Origin of the sequence: Malaciobacter halophilus (assembly GCF_002837275.1) — a bacterium.
Lineage (GTDB): Bacteria > Campylobacterota > Campylobacteria > Campylobacterales > Arcobacteraceae > Malaciobacter > Malaciobacter halophilus.
The window spans coordinates 22,176-46,227 of record NZ_NXIF01000007.1; the positions used below are offsets into that span (position 1 = coordinate 22,176).

The 24,052-nt window shown below is 28.8% G+C and carries 24 protein-coding genes; all 24 read left to right on the top strand.

Annotation, left to right across the window (positions count from 1 at the left end; translation table 11 throughout):
* The first annotated feature begins 104 nt into the window (after positions 1 to 104).
* Genes CP960_RS01685 through pglE form a run of 24 tightly spaced genes read left to right on the top strand, consistent with a single transcriptional unit; the run spans position 105 to position 24,029 of the window.
* Positions 105 to 1,190: an NAD-dependent epimerase gene (locus CP960_RS01685; RefSeq protein WP_101183504.1), complete on the top strand. Its 1,086-nt coding sequence runs from the start codon at positions 105 to 107 to the stop codon at positions 1,188 to 1,190.
* Positions 1,187 to 2,455 (top strand): nucleotide sugar dehydrogenase, encoded by a 1,269-nt coding sequence (locus CP960_RS01690; protein ID WP_101183505.1) that lies wholly within the window; start codon positions 1,187 to 1,189, stop codon positions 2,453 to 2,455. The genes CP960_RS01685 and CP960_RS01690 overlap by 4 nt, the downstream gene beginning before the upstream one ends.
* Positions 2,456 to 3,418 carry a Gfo/Idh/MocA family protein gene (locus tag CP960_RS01695; protein WP_101183506.1) on the top strand — a complete coding sequence of 321 codons (963 nt, stop codon included), beginning with the start codon at positions 2,456 to 2,458 and terminating at the stop codon, positions 3,416 to 3,418. It begins immediately after the preceding gene.
* Positions 3,418 to 3,996, top strand: coding sequence for an acyltransferase (locus CP960_RS01700; protein WP_101183507.1), 579 nt, complete (start codon positions 3,418 to 3,420; stop codon positions 3,994 to 3,996). Before CP960_RS01695 ends, CP960_RS01700 begins: the two co-directional genes overlap by 1 nt.
* A 9-nt stretch (positions 3,997 to 4,005) precedes the next feature.
* On the top strand, positions 4,006 to 5,091 hold the full coding sequence (locus CP960_RS01705; RefSeq protein ID WP_101183508.1) for a DegT/DnrJ/EryC1/StrS family aminotransferase: 1,086 nt from the start codon (positions 4,006 to 4,008) through the stop codon (positions 5,089 to 5,091).
* A gap of 32 nt (positions 5,092 to 5,123) precedes the next feature.
* Positions 5,124 to 6,038, top strand: a complete 915-nt coding sequence (cysD, locus tag CP960_RS01710; protein ID WP_101183509.1) for a sulfate adenylyltransferase subunit CysD — start codon at positions 5,124 to 5,126, stop codon at positions 6,036 to 6,038.
* Positions 6,038 to 7,495, top strand: coding sequence for a sulfate adenylyltransferase subunit CysN (gene cysN, locus CP960_RS01715; RefSeq protein ID WP_101183510.1), 1,458 nt, complete (start codon positions 6,038 to 6,040; stop codon positions 7,493 to 7,495). The genes cysD and cysN overlap by 1 nt, the downstream gene beginning before the upstream one ends.
* Positions 7,496 to 8,221 carry an adenylyl-sulfate kinase gene (cysC, locus tag CP960_RS01720; protein ID WP_101183511.1) on the top strand — a complete coding sequence of 242 codons (726 nt, stop codon included), beginning with the start codon at positions 7,496 to 7,498 and terminating at the stop codon, positions 8,219 to 8,221.
* On the top strand, positions 8,218 to 8,859 hold the full coding sequence (gene cysC, locus CP960_RS01725) for an adenylyl-sulfate kinase (protein WP_101183512.1): 642 nt from the start codon (positions 8,218 to 8,220) through the stop codon (positions 8,857 to 8,859). The genes cysC (CP960_RS01720) and cysC (CP960_RS01725) overlap by 4 nt, the downstream gene beginning before the upstream one ends.
* Positions 8,849 to 9,604: a 3'(2'),5'-bisphosphate nucleotidase CysQ gene (gene cysQ, locus CP960_RS01730; RefSeq protein WP_101183513.1), complete on the top strand. Its 756-nt coding sequence runs from the start codon at positions 8,849 to 8,851 to the stop codon at positions 9,602 to 9,604. The genes cysC (CP960_RS01725) and cysQ overlap by 11 nt, the downstream gene beginning before the upstream one ends.
* A complete protein-coding gene (locus CP960_RS01735) occupies positions 9,605 to 10,876 on the top strand; it encodes a lipopolysaccharide biosynthesis protein (protein ID WP_133121126.1) in 1,272 nt (423 codons plus the stop codon).
* Complete coding sequence (locus CP960_RS01740) at positions 10,869 to 11,771, top strand: sulfotransferase (protein ID WP_101183515.1); 903 nt, start codon at positions 10,869 to 10,871, stop codon at positions 11,769 to 11,771. The genes CP960_RS01735 and CP960_RS01740 overlap by 8 nt, the downstream gene beginning before the upstream one ends.
* A 55-nt stretch (positions 11,772 to 11,826) precedes the next feature.
* Positions 11,827 to 12,807 carry a sulfotransferase gene (locus CP960_RS01745; protein ID WP_101183516.1) on the top strand — a complete coding sequence of 327 codons (981 nt, stop codon included), beginning with the start codon at positions 11,827 to 11,829 and terminating at the stop codon, positions 12,805 to 12,807.
* Positions 12,797 to 13,747: a GNAT family N-acetyltransferase gene (locus CP960_RS01750; protein ID WP_101183517.1), complete on the top strand. Its 951-nt coding sequence runs from the start codon at positions 12,797 to 12,799 to the stop codon at positions 13,745 to 13,747. The genes CP960_RS01745 and CP960_RS01750 overlap by 11 nt, the downstream gene beginning before the upstream one ends.
* A complete protein-coding gene (locus CP960_RS01755) occupies positions 13,744 to 14,997 on the top strand; it encodes a polysaccharide deacetylase family protein (protein WP_101183518.1) in 1,254 nt (417 codons plus the stop codon). Before CP960_RS01750 ends, CP960_RS01755 begins: the two co-directional genes overlap by 4 nt.
* A gap of 14 nt (positions 14,998 to 15,011) precedes the next feature.
* Positions 15,012 to 16,334, top strand: a complete 1,323-nt coding sequence (locus tag CP960_RS01760; protein WP_133121127.1) for a hypothetical protein — start codon at positions 15,012 to 15,014, stop codon at positions 16,332 to 16,334.
* Positions 16,334 to 17,494, top strand: a complete 1,161-nt coding sequence (locus CP960_RS01765) for a glycosyltransferase (RefSeq protein WP_101183520.1) — start codon at positions 16,334 to 16,336, stop codon at positions 17,492 to 17,494. The genes CP960_RS01760 and CP960_RS01765 overlap by 1 nt, the downstream gene beginning before the upstream one ends.
* Before the next feature lies 1 nt (position 17,495).
* Positions 17,496 to 19,334, top strand: a complete 1,839-nt coding sequence (locus CP960_RS01770; protein WP_101183521.1) for a glucosamine 6-phosphate synthetase — start codon at positions 17,496 to 17,498, stop codon at positions 19,332 to 19,334.
* Positions 19,335 to 19,337: 3 nt separating this feature from the next.
* On the top strand, positions 19,338 to 20,567 hold the full coding sequence (locus CP960_RS01775; protein ID WP_101183522.1) for a glycosyltransferase family 4 protein: 1,230 nt from the start codon (positions 19,338 to 19,340) through the stop codon (positions 20,565 to 20,567).
* The gene (gene pglC / locus CP960_RS01780; RefSeq protein WP_101183523.1) at positions 20,560 to 21,153 is read left to right on the top strand and encodes an undecaprenyl phosphate N,N'-diacetylbacillosamine 1-phosphate transferase; all 594 of its coding nucleotides are present in this window, start codon (positions 20,560 to 20,562) and stop codon (positions 21,151 to 21,153) included. Before CP960_RS01775 ends, pglC begins: the two co-directional genes overlap by 8 nt.
* Before the next feature lies 1 nt (position 21,154).
* Complete coding sequence (locus tag CP960_RS01785; RefSeq protein WP_101183524.1) at positions 21,155 to 21,808, top strand: NeuD/PglB/VioB family sugar acetyltransferase; 654 nt, start codon at positions 21,155 to 21,157, stop codon at positions 21,806 to 21,808.
* Complete coding sequence (locus CP960_RS01790; protein ID WP_101183525.1) at positions 21,805 to 22,464, top strand: acetyltransferase; 660 nt, start codon at positions 21,805 to 21,807, stop codon at positions 22,462 to 22,464. Before CP960_RS01785 ends, CP960_RS01790 begins: the two co-directional genes overlap by 4 nt.
* Complete coding sequence (locus CP960_RS01795; protein ID WP_101183526.1) at positions 22,464 to 22,901, top strand: MaoC family dehydratase; 438 nt, start codon at positions 22,464 to 22,466, stop codon at positions 22,899 to 22,901. The genes CP960_RS01790 and CP960_RS01795 overlap by 1 nt, the downstream gene beginning before the upstream one ends.
* Positions 22,902 to 22,922: 21 nt before the next feature.
* Positions 22,923 to 24,029 (top strand): UDP-N-acetylbacillosamine transaminase, encoded by a 1,107-nt coding sequence (gene pglE, locus CP960_RS01800; protein WP_102136630.1) that lies wholly within the window; start codon positions 22,923 to 22,925, stop codon positions 24,027 to 24,029.
* Positions 24,030 to 24,052 lie beyond the last annotated feature (23 nt).

The window sequence follows — 24,052 nt, forward strand, 5'->3', positions numbered from 1 at the left end:
CTATAAAAAATCACAAAAAAGTTTAAAATATGTCATTTGATTTAACCAAAATTAAAACATAGTTTAAATACAATATTGCCACTAAAATAAAAGGCAATAAAGATTTGAAAATACTCGTAACAGGAACAGCAGGCTTTATAGGTTATCATCTTGCCAAAAAACTTTTGCAAAGAGGTGATGAGGTAGTAGGCTTTGATAATATCAATGACTATTATGATCAAAACTTAAAATATGCAAGATTAAATGAATTAGGAATAAGCAAAGAAGATTTAAAAGACAATGTGATTGTATATTCAAAAACTTATCCAAACCATAAATTCATCAAAGCAAATCTAGAAGATACTCAAACGATAAACTATCTTTTTGAAACTGAAAAGTTTGATGCCGTATGTAACCTTGCAGCGCAAGCGGGAGTTAGATACTCACTTGAAAATCCCCATGCTTATGTTCAAAGTAATGTAGTGGGATTTTTAAATATTCTTGAAGCTTGTAGAAATTACAATGTTAAAAATTTATCTTTTGCAAGTAGTTCATCTGTGTATGGATTAAATAAATCACAACCTTTTAAAACTACAGACCATACTGCTCATCCTGTATCTCTTTATGCTGCTACAAAAAAATCAAATGAAATGATGGCACATTCTTATGCACATCTTTATGGTATATGTACTACAGGTCTTCGTTTTTTTACTGTTTATGGTCCATATGGAAGACCAGATATGGCACCTATGCTTTTTGCAAATGCAATATTAAATGATAAAGAAATAAAAGTTTTTAATCATGGTGATATGAGTAGAGACTTTACTTATATAGATGATATAGTAAATGGAGTTATAAAAGTAATAGATAATCCAGCTAAGCCAATAGAAACTTCAAATTCATTGGAGGTTGATTTTGAGAAAAATCTTCCATTGGATAAGTCAACAGCTTCTTATAGAATATATAATATAGGAAATAATGCTCCTGTAAAACTAATGGACTTTATAAATACTTTAGAAAAAGCAATAGGCAAAGAAGCTAAAAAGAACTTTTTACCAATGCAAGATGGAGATGTACAAAGTACTTATGCAGATGTAAGTGATTTGATAAATGATTTTGAGTATAAACCAAATACAATACTTGAAAATGGTATTAAAAAGTTTGTAAAATGGTATAAAGAATTTTATGAAATTAAAGGTAAATATAAATGAATAATAAAATATGTATAATTGGACTTGGCTATGTGGGACTTCCATTGGCACATGCGTTCTCTTCAAAATATGAAGTAGTTGGTTATGATATAAATGAGGCAAGAATAAATGAACTGAAAAATGGTTTTGATAGAACTCAAGAACTAAATGAAATACAAGTAAATGAGTGTATTAAAAATAATATGAAGTTTACACTTGATACAAAAGATATAGAAAATTGCAATATTTATATAGTAACAGTACCTACTCCAATTAATAGTGATAATGAGCCAAATCTTAGTCCTATTATTAGTTCGACAAAAACAGTTGGTAATATACTTAAAAAAGATGATATAGTAATTTATGAATCTACTGTTTATCCAGGTGTCACAGAAGAAGTTTGTGTACCAATTCTTGAAGAAGAATCAGATTTGGTTTTTAATAAAGATTTTTATTGTGGGTATTCTCCAGAAAGAATAAATCCAGGTGATAAAGAGCATACTGTAACTAAAATTCTTAAAATAACATCAGGTAGTACTCCTGAAGTTGCAAAAAAAGTTGATAAATTATATAAGTCAATTATTAAAGCTGGTACACATCTAGCTCCTACTATAAAAGTAGCAGAAGCTGCAAAAGTTATAGAGAATACTCAAAGAGATGTAAATATAGCACTCATAAATGAACTTGCTATGATATTTGATAGAATGAATATAAATACAAAAGATGTAATAGAAGCAGCTGCAACAAAATGGAATTTTATTAAACTTTTCCCTGGATTAGTTGGTGGTCATTGCATAGGAGTTGATCCTTATTACTTGACTTATAAAGCACAAAGTTTAGGATATATGCCAAACTTAATTCTTGGAGCAAGACAAATAAATAATAGTATGAGTAAACTAATCGCAGATAAAGCTGTTAAATACATGGTAAAAAATGATAAAAAATTAAATGGCGCAAATGTATTGATTTTAGGTGTAACTTTTAAGGAAAATTGTCCAGATATGAGAAACTCAAAAGTACTTGATATTATAGATGAAATTAAAGAGTTTGAGTGCAATATAGAAGTATTTGATCCTTGGGTAGACAAAAGTGATAGAGAAACTAAACATTTAAATTTTTTAGATTCATTACCTTTAAATAGTAATAAATATGACTCTATAATTGTTGCAGTAGGGCATGAACAATTTAAAACTATATCAACAGAAGATTATAGCTCTATGTCAAATAAAGAAGCTATAGTTATTGATGTAAAAGGTATAGTAGAAAAACCAACATGGAGACTATAAATGAATAAAAAGAATTTTGCACTTATCGGTGCATCAGGTTATATCGCACCGAGACATATGAAAGCTATTACTGAAACAGGAAATGAACTAGTAGCAGCACTAGATCCTTATGATGGAATAGGAATTATGGATTCTCATTTTCCACAAGCTTCTTTTTTTACAGAATTTGAAAGATTTGATAGATTTATTGATAAATACCATAGGGAAAATGAAAAGAGAATAGAATACATTGGAATTACAACACCAAATTATTTACATGATGCACATATTAGATTCGCACTTAGAAGTGGGGCACATGCTATTTGTGAAAAACCACTGGTATTAAATCCACATAATATTGATCAACTAAAAATAATAGAACAAGAAACAGGTAAAAAAGTAAATAATATCTTGCAACTTAGACTTCATCCTTCAATTATAGCTTTAAAAGAAAGAGTTCAAAAAGAGTTAGAACAAAAACCAAATAAGATATATGATATTGACTTGACATATCTTACAAGTAGAGGTAAATGGTACTTTGTATCATGGAAAGGCGATGAGAATAAATCAGGTGGAATTGCTTCGAATATTGGAGTACATTTCTATGATATGCTTTCATGGATTTTTGGTGAAGTAAAAGAGAATATTGTTCACTTAAAACAGCCAGATGCAAACGCAGGATTATTAAGACTTAAAAATGCAAATGTAAGATGGTTTTTATCTGTAAATTACGATTATATTCCAGAAGAAGTAAAAGCTCAAGGGCAAACTACATTTAGATCAATCACTGTTGAAGGTGAAGAAATAGAGTTTTCTGGCGGTTTCAAAGACTTGCATACTAGATCTTATGAAGAGATATTAGCAGGGAATGGCTTTGGATTAGAAGAAGCCTATGGGTCAATAGAAATAGTGTCTCAAATAAGAAAAATGACACCTATTGGATTAAAAGATGATTATCATCCATTTTGTAAAAAGATTATATAATGGTTAAGTATTTTGCACACGAATCATCGTATATTGATGAAAATGTAAATATAGGAGATGGTACAAAAATTTGGCATTTTTCACATGTATTATCAGGGACTACAATAGGAGAAAATTGTAGTTTCGGTCAAAACTGTGTTGTTGGACCAAAAGTAAATATTGGAAATGGTGTCAAAGTTCAGAATAATATCTCTATTTATGAAGGTGTTGAAGTAGAAGATGATGTTTTTTTAGGACCTTCTATGGTATTTACAAATGTTACAAATCCAAGAGCATTTATAGTTAGACGTGAAGAATTTAAAATAACACTTCTTAAAAAAGGTTGCTCTATTGGTGCAAATGCAACAGTAGTATGTGGTAATACAATTGGTAGATATGCTTTAGTAGGAGCAGGTTCTGTAATAAATAAAGATGTAAAAGATTTTGCTTTAATGGTAGGAGTACCTGCAAGGCAAATTGGATGGGTATCAGTTGCAGGAAATAGATTGGAATTTGATGAAAATAACATCGCTATAGATTCATTTGATAATACAAAATATAAACTTCAAAATGATGAAGTAGTTTTAATTGAAGAATAAGGAAAAATAGTGAAAATAGATTTCGCAAAACTACAAGACCAGTATCAATTATACAAAACAGAAATAGATGAAGCAATTCATGTTGTTTTAGATAAGTCTAATTATATAATGGGAGAAGAAGTTAGTCAATTGGAAGAGTCACTTCAAGAGTTTACCGGTGCTAAACATGCAATCACATGTAGTTCTGGTACAGATGCTTTACTCCTTGCTATGATGGCTCTTGATATTAAACCAGGTGATGAAGTAATTACTACTCCATTTACATTCATTGCAACAGCTGAGACAATTGCATTTCTAGGTGCAACTCCTGTTTTTGTAGATATCGATGAAAAGACTTATAATATAAATCCAGATTTAATAGAAGCTAAAATTACTTCTAAAACAAAAGCAATTATTCCAGTATCTCTTTATGGACAACCAGCAGATATGCAAAAAATTCAAGATATTGCAAATAAACATAATCTAAAAGTGATAATTGATGGAGCACAAAGTTTTGGTTCTACTTTTAATAATATGACAGATTCTGTATGGGGTGATATTTCAACTACGTCTTTTTTCCCTGCTAAACCACTTGGATGTTTTGGTGATGGAGGAGCAGTATTTACTGATAATGAAGAAATAGCAGAAAAAATAAAATCATTAAGAGTTCATGGACAAAGCAAAAGGTATCATCATAAGTATATAGGTATGGGTGGAAGACTTGATACCATTCAAGCTACAATTCTAAATGTAAAATTAAAATATTATAAAAAAGATTTAGCTTTAAGACAAGAAGTTGCAAGTAAATATACAAAAGCTTTATCTGGAAAAGATTTGATTTTGCCTTTTGTTGCTAAAAATGTAACTTCTGCTTGGGCACAATACTCAGTTAGAGTAAAAAATAGAGATAATATACAATCCTCTTTAAAAGAGAATGGCATACCGACAGCAGTGCATTATCCTATGCCTTTACATCTTCAGGAATGTTTTGAATACCTAGGATATAAAAAAGGTGATTTTCCTATTTCTGAAATAGTTTCAGAAGAGATTATGAGTTTACCTATGAACCCTTATTTAACAGATGAGGAAATTAAGTACATATCTAATAGATTATAAAATAAAATTCAATTATATAAAAGGAAAATAAATTGCAAATTACAGAAGAAAGACTTACACATTTAAAACAATTAGAAGCTGAATCAATGCATATTATGAGAGAAGTAATAGCTGAGTTTTCAAACCCAGCAATGCTTTACTCAGTAGGAAAAGACTCTTCTGTAATGCTACATATTTTACAAAAGGCTTTTTACCCTGCACCTCCGCCACTTCCTTTAGTACATGTAGATACTAAATGGAAATTTAAAGAGATGATTGAGTTTAGAGATAGAAGAGCTAAAGAAGTAGGAATGGAATTAATCGTTTACTCTAATCCAAAAGGTATTGAGATGGATATCTCTCCATTTAAACACGGTTCTGCTTTACATACAGATATTATGAAAACTCAAGGTCTAAAACAAATGCTAGATATTCAAAAGTTTGATGCAGTATTTGGTGGGGCAAGAAGAGATGAAGAAAAATCTAGAGCAAAAGAAAGAATTTACTCATTTAGAGATGAAAACCATAGATGGGATCCAAAAAATCAAAGACCAGAGTTATGGAATATCTATAACGGAAGACACACAAAAGGTGAGTCTATTAGAGTATTCCCATTATCAAACTGGACTGAGCTTGATATTTGGCAATATATCTATTTAGAACAAATACCTATTCCTGATTTATACTTCTCAAAAGAAAGAGAAGTAGTTGAATACATGGGTACAAAAATCATGGTAGATGATGAAAGAATGCCAGAAGAGTTAAGAAAGACTGCTAAAAAAGAGAAAGTGAGATTTAGAACACTTGGATGTTATCCACTAACAGGAGCAGTTGAAAGTGAAGCAACTACTTTACCTGAGATTATTCAAGAGATGTTAGTTTGTACAACAAGCGAGCGACAAGGTAGATTAATTGATAGTGATGGTGACGCATCAATGGAGAAGAAAAAACAAGAGGGGTATTTTTAATGGCACACCAATCAGATTTAATTGCTGAAAATATTGAACAATATTTAAAAGAGCATGAACACAAAGAGATTCTTAGATTTATCACTTGTGGTTCAGTTGATGATGGTAAAAGTACTCTAATTGGAAGACTTCTTTATGATTCAAAAATGATTTTTGAAGACCAATTAGCATCTATTGAAAAAGACTCTAAAAAAAGTGGTACAACAGGGGATAAAATTGACCTTGCACTTTTAGTTGATGGACTAGCAAGTGAGCGAGAACAGGGTATTACTATTGATGTTGCTTATAGATTCTTTTCAACTGATAAAAGAAAGTTTATTATTGCAGACACACCAGGTCACGAGCAATATACAAGAAACATGGCTACAGGGGCTAGTACAGCCGATTTAGCGATTATTCTTATTGATGCTAGACAAGGTGTTTTAACTCAAACTAAAAGACACTCTTATATCGCTTCATTATTAGGAATTAAAAACCTAATTGTTGCTATTAATAAAATGGACTTAGTTGACTTTAGCCAAGAAAGATTTAAAGAGATTAAAAAAGATTATGAAGAGATTATTCCAAATCTTCCTGGAAATGCGGATATTAACTTTAACTATATTCCAATCTCTGCATTAGATGGAGATAATATTGTTTCAAACTCTGCTAAATGTTCTTGGTATGAAGGTCTTCCATTAATGAGGTTACTTGATAGTGTAGAGATTCACCATGATGAGAATGATGACTTTAGATTACCAGTTCAATATGTCTCACGTCCTCACTTAAACTTTAGAGGTTTTTCTGGAACTATTGCAAGTGGTAAAATATCTGTTGGTGATGAAATTACAGTTTTACCATCAAGAAAAATATCAGTTGTTAAATCAATTGTTTCAAATGATGTTAAAGACTTAAGACCAATTGGAAAAGATGAAACTGTTGAGACTATTGAAACAGCATATGCACCAATGGCAACAACAATTACACTAAAAGATGAAATTGATATTTCAAGAGGAGATATGATTGTTAAATCAAACTCTATTCCTCAAGTTTCAAACAAACTAAATGTAATGGTAGTTTGGATGGATGAAAAACCAATGGAGTTAAATAATAGCTATATTATTAAAAGAGCTACTTCTGTTATAAATGGTTCATTTAAAGCAATTGAATTCAAAAAAGATATCAATAGCTTTAAAGAAATTTTTACAGATAGCCTTGAATTAAATGATATTGCAAAATGTTCATTATCTGTAGATAGACAAATTGCTGTTGATTCATACTATGAAAATAGACATACTGGAAGTTTTATTATCATTGATAGATATACAAACTCAACAGTTGGTGCTGGTATGATTGTAGATGCAGTAGAAACTCAAGGTAAAGATGAAGAGTTAAGAGAGTATACAAAAGCTGAAATAGCTTTAAACCAATATATTAGAGATAACTTCCCTGAGTGGGGATGTAAAGAGATTTTATAAATGTACAAAGACACAAATAAAAGATCCCTAGTAAAAGGTTTTTCATGGAGAGTAGTTGCAACAACAACTACTATTATCATAGTATATGTATTTTTTGGAAGACTTGATTTGGCTATTGCAGCAGGTGCTTTAGAGTGGGTAGCAAAAATAGCACTTTATTGGGCACATGAAAGAGCTTGGTTTAAAATAAAATGGGGAAGAAAAAAAATAGAACCTTTTAATCTATGGTTTACAGGACTTCCCCTTTCAGGTAAAACAACAATTGCAAATAGAGTTTATGAAGAGTTAGAAAAACTAGATATTCCAATTGAAAGATTAGATTCAAAAGATATAAGAGATGTAATACCAGATATTGGATATACTAGAGAAGATAGAAATAGACATATGCATCGTATAGGTCATCTTATAAAAACATTACAAAAAAACTCAGTGTCAACTGTAGCATCTTTTGTAAGTCCATATAAAGAATCACGAAAAGCTATACGTGAAATGGTTCAGAATAATATAGTTGTTTATGTAAAAGCTGATATTGAAACTTGTAAAAAAAGAGATTATAAAGGTGTATATGAAAAGGCACTAAAAGGAGAATTAGAAAATTTTACAGGGGTAAATGATGTATATGAAGAACCACAACATGCAGAAATAATGATAGATACAGATAAACTATCTGTTGAAGAAGCCGTAAAAACAATAGTAAAGTTTGTAAAAAAGAAGTATGTGAAATGATAGAAAAAAAACACGAAACAAATGAAAATATAATATGGCACAAGCAACATGTAGAAAAAGAAGATAGAGTAAGAGTTCTTTCTCAAAAACCTTGTATTCTTTGGTTTACAGGACTTTCAGGTTCAGGAAAATCTACTATTGCAAATGCAGTTGAATTAGAACTTTTTAAAAGAGGAAGAAAAACATACCTTCTTGATGGTGATAATGTAAGACATGGATTAAATAAAGACTTAGGTTTTTCTGAAATAGATAGAATAGAAAATATTAGAAGAATAGGAGAAGTAAGTAAACTATTTGTAGATAGTGGGCTTATAGTTTTAACCGCTTTTATATCTCCTTTTAGGTCAGATAGACAAATTGCTAAATCCCTTGTAAAATATGATGAATTTATAGAGATATTTGTAGATACACCTCTTGAAATATGCGAAAGCAGAGATCCTAAAGGATTGTATAAAAAGGCAAGAGAAGGTGCTATAAAAAATTTTACTGGTATCTCTTCTCCTTATGAAGAACCAGAAGAACCACATATTCATATAAATACAGAAAAACATACTGTTCAAGAGTGTACTGATATAGTAATAAACCATTTAATAAAACATGGTTATATTCAAGGAGATGAAAACGATTATGCAATATAATGGTGTAAAAATAGAAGACTTAAAACAAATAGCATTAGACGCTGGAAAACTTATTATGGAAATTTATAATAAAGATTTTCAAATAGATTATAAAGATGATAAATCACCTTTAACAGAAGCAGATACAAAATCAAATGAACTTATTTGTAAGTCTTTAAAAAAACTATATCCAAATATTCCAATAATGAGTGAAGAGAACAAACAAACATCTTATAAGATAAGAAAAAATTGGGAATACTACTTTTGTGTAGATCCAATAGATGGAACAAAAGAGTTTATTAAGAAAAATGGAGAGTTTACAGTAAATATTGCACTAATACATAAAAATACTCCTATTTTGGGTGTTGTATATGCTCCTGCACTAAATGATATGTATTATAGTGATGGAACAAACTCTTTTAAAAATGAAGAGAAGCTTCCTTTAAAAACTAATAACACTCCAAAAGAAAAATTATTTGTAGTTGCATCAAAGTCGCACCTATCTTCTGAAACACAAGAATTTATAGATAACTTAGATACAAAAGAAGTAGAACAAGTGTCAAAAGGTTCTAGCCTTAAACTATGTATGGTAGCAGAGGGAATTGCTGATATATATCCAAGACTAGCTCCAACAATGGAGTGGGATACAGCTGCAGCTGATGCGGTGGTAAGAAATGCTGGAAAAATGACCTATCAATATGAGTCAAATACTCAAGTTGTTTATAATAAAGAAGATTTATTAAACCCTTGTTTTGTGGTGAAGTAATTGATACAAAAACTAAAACCTAAATCAGAATTCAGCCGTAATGTCCTCACTCTAATGACAGGGACTACAATAGCACAAGCTATACCTATAGCTATAAGCCCTATATTAACTCGTATATATACACCTGAAGATTTTGGAGTACTTTCTTTATTTGTAGCTATTACAGCTATATTTGGTAGTATTGCAAATGGTAGATATGAACTTGCTATAATGCTTCCAAAAAAAGATGAAGATGCTATAAATATCTTTGCCTTAGGGTTTATTATAACAGTTGTTATTTCATTAATATTACTTATTATTATCACACTTTTTAATGATTACTTTACTAAATTGCTAGATAATGAAGACATAAGTTTTTGGCTTTATTTTATTCCTCTAACTGTATTTTTTGTTGGATTGTGGAACATTTTAAATTATTTTAATAATCGTAAAAAAAATTATAAAGATATTGCAAACGCTACTATTATCAAGTCTATAATACAGGCAATAATACAGTTAAGTTTAGGGTTTCTTAAAAATGGTGCAGTAGGATTAATCAGTGGAAATATACTCTCACAGTTTTTTGCAAATACTAAATTATTGGTTAACATCATAAAAGATAAAGTACTCATATCAAATATATCGAAAGTTAAAATAATTGCGCTTGCCAAAAAATATAAAGACTTTCCTAAGTTCACACTATGGGCAGGTTTGGCAAATACTTCATCTAAAAATATTACAAATATTTTTATTTCAACTTTTTACGGGATTGTTACTTTAGGATATTATTCTTTAGTTCAAAGAGTGCTTGAGATGCCAGCATCTTTAGTTGGAGGGTCTATTGGACAAGTATTTTTTCAAGAAGCAGTTGAAGAAAAAAAGAGAACAGGAACTTCTATCGTTTCTTTCAAAAAAACATTTAAAAGATTACTTATATTATCTATTGCAATATTTCCTTTAATTTATTTTTTTATTGAAGATATATTTATTATTGTATTTGGAGAAGCTTGGAAAGAGGCAGGAGAATATGCAAGAATAATTCTTTTCCTAGTTATAGTACAATTTATAGTTTCACCACTAACTGCAATCAATCAAGTTTATATGAAAAATAAAAATGTTATGTATTGGCAACTTGGTTTATTAACTTTGCATATAGTTATACTTTATAGTTCTTATTACTTAAAGATAGCATTTATAGATTATTTACGTTATATGGTTGTATATATCTCTCTGTATTATATTTTCCATTTATATTTATTGCAAACATACATCATGAAGGATAAAAATGAATAGTATTATTCCAAATTTATTTATTATCGGAGCACCAAAAGCAGGAACAACTGCATTGGCAAATAATTTAGCACAACACAAAAAAATATATATATCTGAATTGAAAGAACCTAGATATTTTGATGCACATACTTTTTATGATAATAAAAGTGATTATTTGATAAAAAATATTGAAGAATATTTAGAATTATTTAATAACTTAGAAGCAAAAAAATCTAAATATAGATTAGATGCAAGTGTATTTAATATGTATAGTGAAATGTCCATAAAGAATATTTTACAACTATCTCCAGATGCTAAATTTATTATTATTTTAAGAGAACCAGTGTCAGCATCAGTTTCTATGCATAGTCAAAGATTGGCATACAGTGATCCAAAAATGAGAGAATTGTCTGAAGATTTTAAAGAATGTTGGAAAATGCTTAAAGGAAGAAAGCAAGGGTTGTACTATCCAAAAGCTTGTCAAAATAAAATATTATTTAGGTATGATTTATTATATTCATATGAATTATATATTCCTCAGATTCAAAACTTAATAGAAAGTAAGAATTTATTTATAGGTTTTTATGAGGACTTTAAAAATTCACCAGATAAATTTTATTATGATATTTTTAATTTTTTAAATATTGAGCATATAAAATTACAAAATAGAAAGCATAATAAAAGTTTAATTTTAAAAAAATCAATTTTTTTAGAAGTACTTGAGATTATTTCATTAAAAAGTTTTAAAATTAGAGAAAAAATTGGCTTGACAGGTGGATTGTTATATCAATTTAAACAGTGGTTTATTAATAGAAAAAAGATTGCTCCTAAAGTTTTGGACAATAGTGATTTGAATGAAGTAGAGGAGTTCTTTGAAAAAACTAATACTTATTTAAGAGAACTAAAAGAAAACTAATAATTGATTAACAATGATGTGAAAGTTAGCATATTGATAAATAAAAGGAAATGATTTGATACACAAATATTTAAATTTAAAAAAGTATTTATCTTTTATAATGAGACAATTTGTAAATTTTTTATCACCATTTATTAAGAAATGGGAAGATAGGTTTATCAAAAAATACTTATTAAAACCACTAAAATATCAACCTGTCTTTATTATTGGAGCTCCAAGAACTGGCAGTACAATTCTGTACCAAGTAATTACAAACCAACTAGATATACTGTATGTGAATAATTTAGTATGTAAATTTTATAAAAATTTATTTTTTGGTTTTTGGTTAAGTGATAAATTGTTTAAACAAAAAGCACATGATTGTTTTAAGTCGGATCATGGAGATACTTCTACTTGTGGATTAAACTCTCCTAGTGAGTGTGGAGGGTTTTGGTACAAGTGGCTTCGTGATGATAAACACTTTATAGATTATGATGAGATAACCGATGAAATTGTACATCAGATAAGAGATGAATTAACAGCGGTTATAAACTACTTTGATAAGCCTTTAATTTTTAAAAATCTAAATGCGGGACAGAGAATGAGATTGTTACACAAATGTTTTCCAGAGGCAAAATTTATATTTATAAAAAGAGAGCCACTCTTTACTGCACAGTCTATCTTAAAAGCAAAAAGAAAAGAAGGCTTGAATGATAATGATTTTTGGTCAATAATGCCATATAATGTAGAAGAGCTGAAAAAACTAAGCACTTATGAACAGATAGTTAAGCAAATATATTTTTTAGAAAAACAGATATTGGAAGATAGTAAATTATTTGATAAAAAAAGCTTACTATCGATAGATTATAAAGAGCTTGGAGATGATTTTGAAAACACAGTAAAAAAGTGTCAAAAGTTTATAAGTACCGATGAAAAAACAGAGTTTAAAAAAGCAGAAATAAAATTAAGAGAAAAAGTATCATTAAAGGAAGATGAAATAAAATCGTTTAGTCAAGAAATAGAAAAGTTAGATTGGGAGAACTACAGTGACAAATAAAGAAAAGTACAGAAAGTTTTGTGAAAAAGAAAAAGATATTCCTATTTTTAGTAAAGATTGGTGGTTAGATAGTATTTGTGGTGAAAATGCGTGGGATGTTTTGCTCGTAGAAAAAGGGGGAGAAATATTTGCATCATTACCTATTTATAGGAAAAGTGAAATTATATTTGAGATACTAACAATGCCACAACTTACACAAACTATGGGAATATATATCAATTATCCATCCAAACAAAAATATTATAAAAGACTTTCTTGGGAAAAGGACATGATGACTGCACTTATTCAAAAAATACCGAAGTTTGACTACTTTACACAAAATTTTGATAAAAAAGTTACAAATTGGTTAGCTTTTTATTGGGAAGGATTTGAACAAACTACATTTTATACTTATGTTATAGAAAATATTACGCTAGAAGATTTAGAAAAAAATCTTGAAACTGATATAAGAAGAAGAAGAAGAAAAGCTAATGAAGTTGGTGTAGAAGTAGTAGAAGGTGATGATGTAGAAAAATTTTATGAACTAAACATGATGACATTTAAAAGACAAGGAAGAAACATACCTTATAGTTTAGATTTTGTCAAAAATCTGTATAAGGCTTGTAGAGAAAATAATGCAGTAAAAATGTATTTTGCCAAATATGAAGACAATGTTATATCAGCAAATTTTTTAGTATATGATGACAATACTGTTTATTATCTTATGGGTGGTATTCATCCTGATTTTAAAGACTTAGGGGGAATGGATGTTGTATTATACGAAAGTATAAAGTTTGCTCTTGAAAACAATAAGACTTTTGATTTTGAAGGTAGTATGATAGAGAGTATTGAAAAGTATTTCAGAAGTTTTGGAGCGATTCAGAAGCCATATTTTAACATAACAAAGACTAATTCTAAGTTACTTAAAATAAGAAATTTTATTAGTGATTTGAAAAAATGATAAAAATAACTATACCAAACAATAACATTTGTGAGCGAAAATATATACTAGATATCATATTTGATGAGTTTTTAGGATTAGATTTTAAAGTAATACAGAATGATGATTGCAAAAATTGGATAATAGAGTTACCAAATAAACAAGTCTTGACTATCAAAGATACTTTTTTTAATAAATACCCAAAAGATTTAGACTATCTAAAACTAGAAAATATACCTCAAAAAATAGAAGAGCTAGATATCTTTGCAGCTAGTTTTTTTATGCTCACAAGGTGGGAAGAATATGTAAATAAAGCTAGAGACTCTCACAACAGATTTCCTGCAACTGAAAGCTTGGCTTACAAACAAGGTTTTTTAGATAGACCTATAGTTAATGAATATTTGGAAGAGTTTAAAAAAAATCTTTTAGAACTTGATAGTAATTTACAATTCAAATCAAGATGTTATCAAACATTTTTGACTCATGATATTGATTATATTCAAAAATATTCAAATGTAAACAACTGTGTTAGAGAAATAGCTGGTGATATAATAAAACGAAAAAGCTTACTATTGGCAGTAAAAAATCTTATACGACAAGTGAAAGTATTTTTAGGTGTGGCTAAAGATCCTTTTGATACATTTGATTACCTGATGGATGTAAGTGAAAAGGTTGGTATAAAAACGCATTTTTTCTTTATGGGAAAAGGAGAAACGGAGTATGACAATCATTATGACTCATCTAGTATCAAAATCAAAAGTACTATTTCAAATATAAAAAATAGAGGTCATAATATAGGCATTCATCCTACATACAATGCTTACAATGATTCTATGCAATTAAAGAATGAAAAAAATGAATTGGAAAATAATCTAAATACAAAAATCGTTTTTGGTAGAGAACATTATTTGAGATTTGAAGTGCCAACTACTTGGCAAATTTGGGAAGATAACCTAATGCAATGGGATAGCACATGCGGATATGCTGATAAAGAGGGCTTTAGATGTGGTGTGTGTTATGAATATAGTGTTTTCAATATACTAACAAGAGAAAAACTAAAATTAAAAGAAAAGCCACTAATAGTAATGGAATGTACAATAATAGATAAGTCTAAAATGAAAGGTGATTACAAAGCAGAAGTTCTAAATAGAATGAATGACTTAAAAGAAAAATGTAAACAATATAATGGTGACTTTGTACTGCTTTGGCATAATTGTCACTTAGAGGATAAAGAAGATAGAATAGTTTTTGAGGAAGTTACCTCTTGTTAGTTTTGGCTAGATTTATGCTTTTTTTTATAATGCTTGGTGTGACTTTAATATATTTATTTACAAATATAAAATTTATTTTTGATGGTTCTTCAGCGTTAATTCTTTTAATGTTCTCAATATTTATTGGTACTATTTTATTGATTTTAGATATGCTGGTAAAGAAAAGAATATATATGAAAAAATCTTTCTTCTTTTTAACTTTGTTTTTAACATATTTCATTTGTAGCTTAGTTCTTAGTCGTCCAGAAGATATTAAAAGTTATACAATAGCAACTACAGGAGGAATAATATTATTTTACTTACTTGGAGTACTAATATCATTAAATTTAGAATATATAAAAGAAAAAGTATTAAGCTCAAATCAGTTTTTAAAATTTTTTAATTCTTTTTATTTTATTTTTGTTGTATCTTTTATTGTTTTACTTATTGATACAAGTGTAGAATTAGCATCGAATATAAGAGGAGATTTATTTTTGATAGTAGATCCTGATGGAATGTACCAAAGAGCAGGAAATTTTTTAATCATATCGTCTCTTATATTTTCATTTATAACAATGTTTTTTCTCATTGTTAACAAATACATAAGAAGAAAGACTTTTGTAAAACTTATTAGCTTTAGTATTTACTTGCTAAGTAGCGTTGTTTTGTTTGGAATAATGTTGTTATCCCAATTGATAGGATCAAATAATACTTTAGTAAATATTACTGGGTTATTACTTAGTATTACGGTGTTTTATGTATTATTGAATTTTGTTAATTCAAAAAAATTACTAAATAGTGTAAAATTTAATATAAAAAAAATATTTTTTAGTAGATTTGCTAATAAACTTTTAAAATCTATATTTTTGTCAATTTTTATATTTATATTTATTTTGATATTCATGCTAAATATTGTAGAAATTGACTTAGATAAGTTAAGAATATTTGGCTTTGGTTCAGGTGAAATAAGTTCCATTAATAGTAGATTGGCTTTATGGGGTGATTTTACATCACATTTTAACTATAATCCTATTTTTGGAAATATGGCGGTAGATAAGTTAACTACTGGAGAAGGAAAATATGTCCATAGTTTTATTGGTTCACTATTTACTCATCTAGGAATAATTGGTTTTATACTTTTTTTTATATATTTATTTAATGCTATTAAAGAGAAGTTAAACTATAATAATAATTTATATTTTAATAACGTATATACTCTTTACAGTCTTCTTGTATTAACAGGAATATTAGGTATAGCATCATTTGGAACTTTTTTTACTTGGATACCAATATGGTTTTTGATGGGACTAATTTTTCCACCAATAGAGTTTAAAGATAGAAAGGAAATTTTTAAATAATGAATATAATACATTTAACACATACAGATATAAATACTGATTCAAGGATTTTAAAAGAGCTGAATTGTATTGCAAATGAATTTAAAACTCATAATATTAGTGGTATAGGTGTTTTTGATAAAGAAAAATCAAATAATACAAAAATATCTGATAGGATCAAAATCCATACTATTATATTAAGAACAAGAGAATGGAGGTTTTTACCAAATGTCATAAGACACACTCTGTCATTAATAGAGCTAACATCAAAGATGTTGTTTAAAGCATTGAGACAAAAACCAAAAGTTATTCATTGTCATGATACATTGGTTTTGCCACTTGGTGTTATAGTGAAGTTATTTACTGGATCAAAACTTGTATATGATGCACATGAACTAGAATCTGATAGGAATGCCTTAAGTAAAACTCTAGGTAAGATGACTTTATTTGTTGAAAAAAGGTTATGGAGGTTTGTAGATAAACTAATTGTTGTAAGTCCCTCTATCGCAAAATGGTATGAAGAAAATATTGGATTAAAAAAGACAGAAGTTATTTTAAACTCTCCTGATATTTTAGATAGTCAAGAGAATTATGACAAAAACTACCTTCGTGAAAAATTTCTTCTACCTAAAACATCAAAAATATTTTTATATATAGGTATTTTAGGTGTTGGAAGAGGTATAGACTTGATTACTGAAGCTTTTACAAATAAGGATATATCTTCTCATGTAGTTTTCTTAGGGCATGGACCACTTAAAGATAAGTTAGTAGAATTGTCATATCAATATGAAAATATTCATGTGCACAACTCAGTTCCACATAAAGAAGTGGTACCTATCGCAAAAAGTGCAGATGTAGGGCTTTGTTTTATTCAAAATGTTTCTTTAAGTGATTATTACTGTTTGCCAAACAAACTTTTTGAGTATGCATTTTCTAAAATACCTGTTTTAGCATCTGATTTTCCAGATATATCAATGGTTGTTGAAAAGTATAACTTAGGTAAATGTAGTGACTTAGATTCAGAAAGTATTTATAATGCAATCTTAGAATTTGAAGAAATGGAAGAATTACCAAAGATTAATAAAAATAATTTATATGATTTAAGTTGGAGTGCTCAAGAAGAGAAGTTAATTAGTCTGTATAAAAATTTAATAGAAAATATAAGTAAGGAAAAAAAATAGAATGTGTGGTATATTTGGTCAGATTTCAAAAATAAAAGTAAATAAAGAAAATTTAAATAGTTTAGTAAAGCATTCAGAACAAAGAGGTATTGACTCGAGTGGATTGATATATTATGAAGATAGCGTTTATAAAATAGGAAGAGCTGATTATAATATTGAAAAACTGTTAAAAAAAGAAAAACTTTTTAATTCTAAAATAGTATTAGGGCATAGTAGACTTATAACTAATGGATTAGGAGATAATCAGCCAGTAGTAAGAAATAATATCTGTGCAATACATAATGGAATAATTGTGAATGAAAAAGATATTTGGGAAAAATTGAGCGTTGAACGAAAGTATCAAATTGATTCTGAAGTTATAGTTGCGATTTCAGAAGAACATCTCCTTCAAAATCACGAAGTTTCTGAGCTTCCAAATAAAATCCTTTCTCTTTGTAGAGGGGTGGTTGCTTGTGCATTAGTTTTACCAGAGTATGGAAAGCTATTACTTTTTTCTAATAATGGAAGTTTATATGTTGGATATATAGGAGATGATATATATTTTGCTTCAGAAAGATATGCTTTAGATCAGATACAATGTATAGATGTGCATCAAATAAAAGAAGAAAGTTTAATTATTGATATTCCTAAAGCAGAAAAAAAGTTACATATAACAGATGAAAAAATAAGAAATGAAAATCTTATTCCAGAATTTCAATTTAATAAAAATGAAGAAAAATTATTAGAATTTAAAAGTTTTAAAGAAGTTAACTTAAAAAGATGTACTAAATGTATTTTACCTGAAACAATGCCTTTTATTAAATTTGATAATGAAGGTGTATGTAATTATTGTCACAATTATAAAAAAAGAAATAAACCAAAACCTAAAGAAGAGTTATTCAAACTTGTAGAGCCTTATAGAAAGCCAGGTAAAGAACTTGATTGTATTGTTCCTTTTTCAGGAGGTAGAGATAGTTGTTATGGATTACATTTGATAGTGAAAGAATTAGAAATGAAACCAGTAACTTATACTTATGACTGGGGAATGGTAACTGATCTTGGAAGAAGAAATATCTCTCAAATGTGTGGAGATATGGGAGTTGAAAATATCATAGTTGCAGCAGATATCTCTCAAAAAAGAAAAAATATTAAGATGAACTTGGAAGCTTGGCTTAAATCTCCTCACTTAGGTATGATGGCAATGCTTACGGCTGGAGATAAGCATTTTTTCAGGTATGTAGAAGAGATAAAAAAACAAACTGGAATAAATCTTAATCTTTGGGGAGTTAATCCTTTGGAGCAAACACACTTCAAAACAGGCTTCTTAGGTATAAAACCAGACTTTGAAGAAGATAAGGTTTATACTAATGGCGTAATGAAACAACTCAGATATCACTCTAAAAGATTTAAGGCTATGCTTGAAAGCCCAGGATATTTTAATAGTTCTTTATGGGATACTCTTTCTGGGGAGTATTATAGAAGTTTTATGCAAAAAGAAGATTATTATCACATTTTTGATTATTGGACATGGGAAGAAAATCTTTTAAATAATACATTAATAAATCAATATGATTGGGAGACAGCAATAGATACCAGTACTACTTGGAGAATAGGCGATGGTACAGCAGGTTTTTATAACTATGTTTATTATACAGTCGCAGGGTTTACTGAACATGATACATTTAGATCTAATCAAATAAGAGAAGGACAACTTACAAGAGAAAAAGCTCTTGAACTTGTAGAAGATGAAAATCAACCAAGATATCAAAATATAAGATGGTATTTAGATACACTGGGAATGGATTTTGAAGAGGTTATTAAAATTGTAAATTCTATACCAAAACTTTATAATGAAAACTAGAATATGAATATACTTTGTATCTCAAAATATGCTAGTCCTCCAAATTATAGTAAAATGCCTGCAAGGCTTTTTGTATTAGCAAAAGAATTTATAAAATTAGGTTATAAGACCACTTTAATTACATCTGATTCAAATCATTTCTCAACTTATCCAGATACAGATGAAATTTATAATTTTGAAACAGTTGAAAATGTTCCTTTATGTTGGGTTAAAACTAAAAAATATATAAAAACTGCTTCAATTGATAGAGTACTGAGTTGGTTTGACTTTGAACGAAAACTTTTTAAAATGGATTTAAATAAGATTGATAAACCTGATGTAGTTTTAGTTTCTTCTTTATCCATATTTTCTATAATTTATGGATATTATCTGAAAAGAAAGTTTAACTCTTTTTTAGTTTTTGAGATACGAGATATATGGCCACTTACAATGACGGAAGAGGGTGGTTTTTCAAAGTGGCATCCATTAGTTTTATTGATTGGCTTTATTGAAAAATTTGGATACAAAAAAGCTGATTTAGTAGTAGGTACAATGCCTAGACTTGATTTACATGTAAAAAATATAATAGGATATGAAAAACCTTTTCATTGTTCTCCTTTAGGTTTTGATCCAGTTAATTATAAAGAAGAAAAAATTGATAATAATCCTTTTGATAGGGTGTTCCCCAAAAATAAAGTTATAGTAGGTTATGCTGGAAGTATGGGGATAACAAATGCATTAGAGCCATTTATAAAAACAATAAAGCTTTTAAAGGATAATGAGAATGTTCATTTTATGTTAGTTGGAAGTGGTGATTTAAAAGTTAACTTTGAAGAGCAACTAAAAGATTGTACAAATGTAACTTTTTTACCTCGTATTGGACAAAATGAAGTGAAGTATTTTTTACAGAAATGTGATATTTTATATCTATCTACAAAAGATTCTAAAGTTTGGGAGTATGGTCAATCTATGAATAAAGTTGTTGAATATATGTTAGCATCAAAGCCAATTATTGCATCATATACAGGCTATCCATCTATGATAAATGAAGCTAATTGTGGTTACTTTGAAAATACATCAAATGCTAATGATTTAAAAGAAAAGATTTTAAGTATAGTTAATTTGGATGAAGAAGAAAGAAAAAAATTTGGAGAAAATGGTAAAAAGTGGATTTATGAAAACAGGCAATATTCACAATTATCAAAAGAATACATAGATAAAATAAATGAATTAAGGTTTACTGAAAATGCTTAAATCACTATTTGACAAAATCCTAGCTCTATTTTTAATAATTATTTTTTCACCTATTTATATAGTGGTGAGTTTACTTATACTTTGGAAGATGGGAAGTCCTATACTTTTTAGACAAAAGCGACCAGGATATAAAGAAAAGATATTTGGTATATATAAATTTAGAACTATGACAAATGAAAAAGATAAAGAGGGGAATTTGCTTCCAGATGAGCAAAGACTAGTAGGAGTTGGAAAGTTTATTAGAAGTACAAGTTTAGATGAACTTCCTCAGTTGTTTAATGTACTTAAGGGAGAGATGAGCTTTGTTGGTCCTAGACCATTACTTATTGAATATCTAAAACTTTACACTGATAAACAAAAAAGAAGGCACGATGTAAAGCCAGGTATCACAGGATGGGCTCAAGTAAATGGAAGAAATGCTATTTCTTGGGAACAAAAATTTGATTATGATGTTTGGTATGTTGATAATCAATCTTTTCTATTAGATATGAAAATACTTTGGTTAACTTTTTTAAAAGTTGTAAAAAGAAGTGATATTAGTTCTTCTAGCAGTGCTACAATGGAAAAATTTACTGGGACAAAGTAAGATGAAAGAGTTATATATTTATGGAGCAAGTGGCCATGGTCTTGTAGTTGCAGATATTGCAAGAGATAATGGTTACGAAAATATTATATTCATTGATGATGGAAAAAACAAATATCCAACTTTTGAAGATATTAAAAAAACTAATAATATTCCTATTGCTTTTGGAATAGGTAGTAATGCTATAAGAGCAAAACTTTTTGAAAAAGTTCATAATAGTGGATTTAAGATAATAAGTTTAATTCATCCAAGTAGCATAATATCTTCAAGTGCAACTATAGGTAAAGGAACAGTTATCATGCCAAATGTAGTAGTAAATGCAAAAGCCACTATAGGTGAAGGCGCAATATTAAATACTTCTTGTGTTATTGAGCATGAGTGTGTGATAGATGATTTTGTACATATTTCACCAAATGTAGCACTTGCAGGAGATGTAAGAGTGGATAAATATACCCATATTGGAATAGGGTCTAATGTGATACAAGGTATAATAATAGGAAAAAATGTGATAGTAGGAGGTGGAAGTATGGTTATACGAAATATTGATGATAATCAAAAAGTTGTAGGTGTACCAGTACGGCTGATATCTTCAACTTCAAATAAAAAAGGGGGGGTAAATAATAGTATTTATTTCCCATCTGTTAGGAGAGCTTCATGAGTACAATTTATGGTATTTATGGGGCGAGTGGATTTGGAAAAGAAGTTTTGCCATTAGTCAAAGAGCAGTTTGGAAATAAATCTAAGATTGTTTTTGTAGATGATGGAGATGTTCCAAATGAACTTTTTGGATGTGATATTTTTAATTTTGAGCAATTTGTAAATCTTGAAGGTCAAAAAAAAGTTACGATAGCTATATCAAATAGTAAAATAAGAGAAAAACTTACTTTGAAGTGTCTTGAGAAAAGTATTGAAGTTTTTGATGTAAAAGCTTCAAACAGTGTTGTGCTAGAAGATGTAAAAATGGGTGGAGGCTCGATTCTTTGTCCTTTTGTTACACTCACTTCTGATATAACTATTGGTAAGAGTTTTCAAGTAAATATCTATAGCTATGTAGCTCATGATTGTGTTATAGGTGACTATGTTACATTTGCACCAGCTGTAAAGTGTAATGGTAATGTTTATATAGGTGACCATGCTTACATAGGTACTGGAGCTATTATCCACCAAGGAAAACCTAATCGACCTTTGAAAATTGGTAAAGGTGCAGTAATAGCAGCAGGTGCGGTTGTGACTAAAAGTGTACCAGATGGTATGACTGTATTTGGTAGTCCAGCTATTGAATTTACCAAAGAAAACATAAAGAGGAGATCATAATGTCTAACTCTTTAGTTTTTAATCAAGTACCAATAGAAGAGATACAAGAAGAGATGGAAGTAAGTTATAGTCAAACTATAACAGATGCAGATGTCAAAGCATTTGCAGGAATATCTGGAGATAGAAACCCTGTACATATGGATGATGAGTATGCCCAGAATTCAAGATTTAAAAAACGAATAGCTCATGGTATGATGTCAGCATCATACTTTTCAGCACTTTTTGGTACAAAAATACCAGGTGAGGGGTGTGTATATGTTGCTCAAAGTTTGCAGTTTAAAAGACCTGTGTATCTTGGAGATACAGTTGTAGCAACTGTAACAGTTACAAAAGTAGATTTAGATAAAAGAAGAGTATTTTTTAGAACAACTTGTAAAGTAAAAAATAAAATAGTAATAGATGGAGAAGCGGAGCTTTATGTTCCAAAAGATAAATAAAGTAGATAGGATAAAAGTCAAGTGAATAAACGAATTTTTTTAAGTGCTCCACATATGAGTGGAAATGAATTAAAGTATATTGAAAAAGTATTTGAAAGCAATTATATAGCACCACTTGGTGAATATGTAAATAAATTTGAGGACAGTATAAAGAATTATACAGGTACAAAAAATGCTCTTGCAGTGACTTCTGGGACAGCTGCTATTCATTTAGCTCTTAGAGTTTTAGGAATTGATAAGGGAGATGATGTATTAGCTTCTACTTTTACTTTTATAGGTTCAGTAAATGCTATACTTTATCAAGGTGCAAATCCAGTTTTTATAGATAGTGATAAAGAGAGTTGGAATTTATCACCAAAACTTCTAAATAAATACTTATGCGAATGTGATAAAAAACCAAAAGCTTTAATAGTAACTCATCTATATGGGCAGTGTGCTGACATAGAAAAAATAGCTAATATTTGTAATCTTCATGGAGTATATCTAATTGAAGATGCAGCTGAAAGTTTAGGTGCTACTTATAATGGTCGTCATACAGGAACATTTGGAGATTTTGGAATATATAGTTTCAATGGAAATAAAATACTTACTACAAGTGGTGGGGGAATGTTAGTATCTCCAAATAAAGATTGGATTGACAAAGCGAAGTTTTACTCTACACAGGCAAAAGAACCATTTATACATTACGAGCACGAAGAGTATGGATATAATTATCGTATGTCAAATGTTTTAGCAGCTATTGGTGTAGGACAAATGGAAGTTATAGAAGAGCGTGTACAGAAAAAAAGAGAAATATTTAAGTGGTACAAAGAGTTTTTAAAAAATTGTGATGAAGTTGAGTTTATGCCAGAACTTGACAATAGTAGAGGGAACAGGTGGCTTACCGCTATGATATTTAAAAAATCAGATTACAATGAAATTATGAAGGCTTTAGAACAAGTAAATGTAGAATCTAGACCTTTATGGAAACCTATGCATATGCAAAAATTATTTAAAAACAATAAGGCTATAGTTGATGGTACAAGTGAAGAGTTATTTAAAAAAGGGCTTTGTGTAGCAAGTAGTACAACAATGAATAAAGGTGATGTACAGATGATTTGTGATGTAATCAAAGATAATTTAATTTGATATTAAATAAATATTAGGAAAAT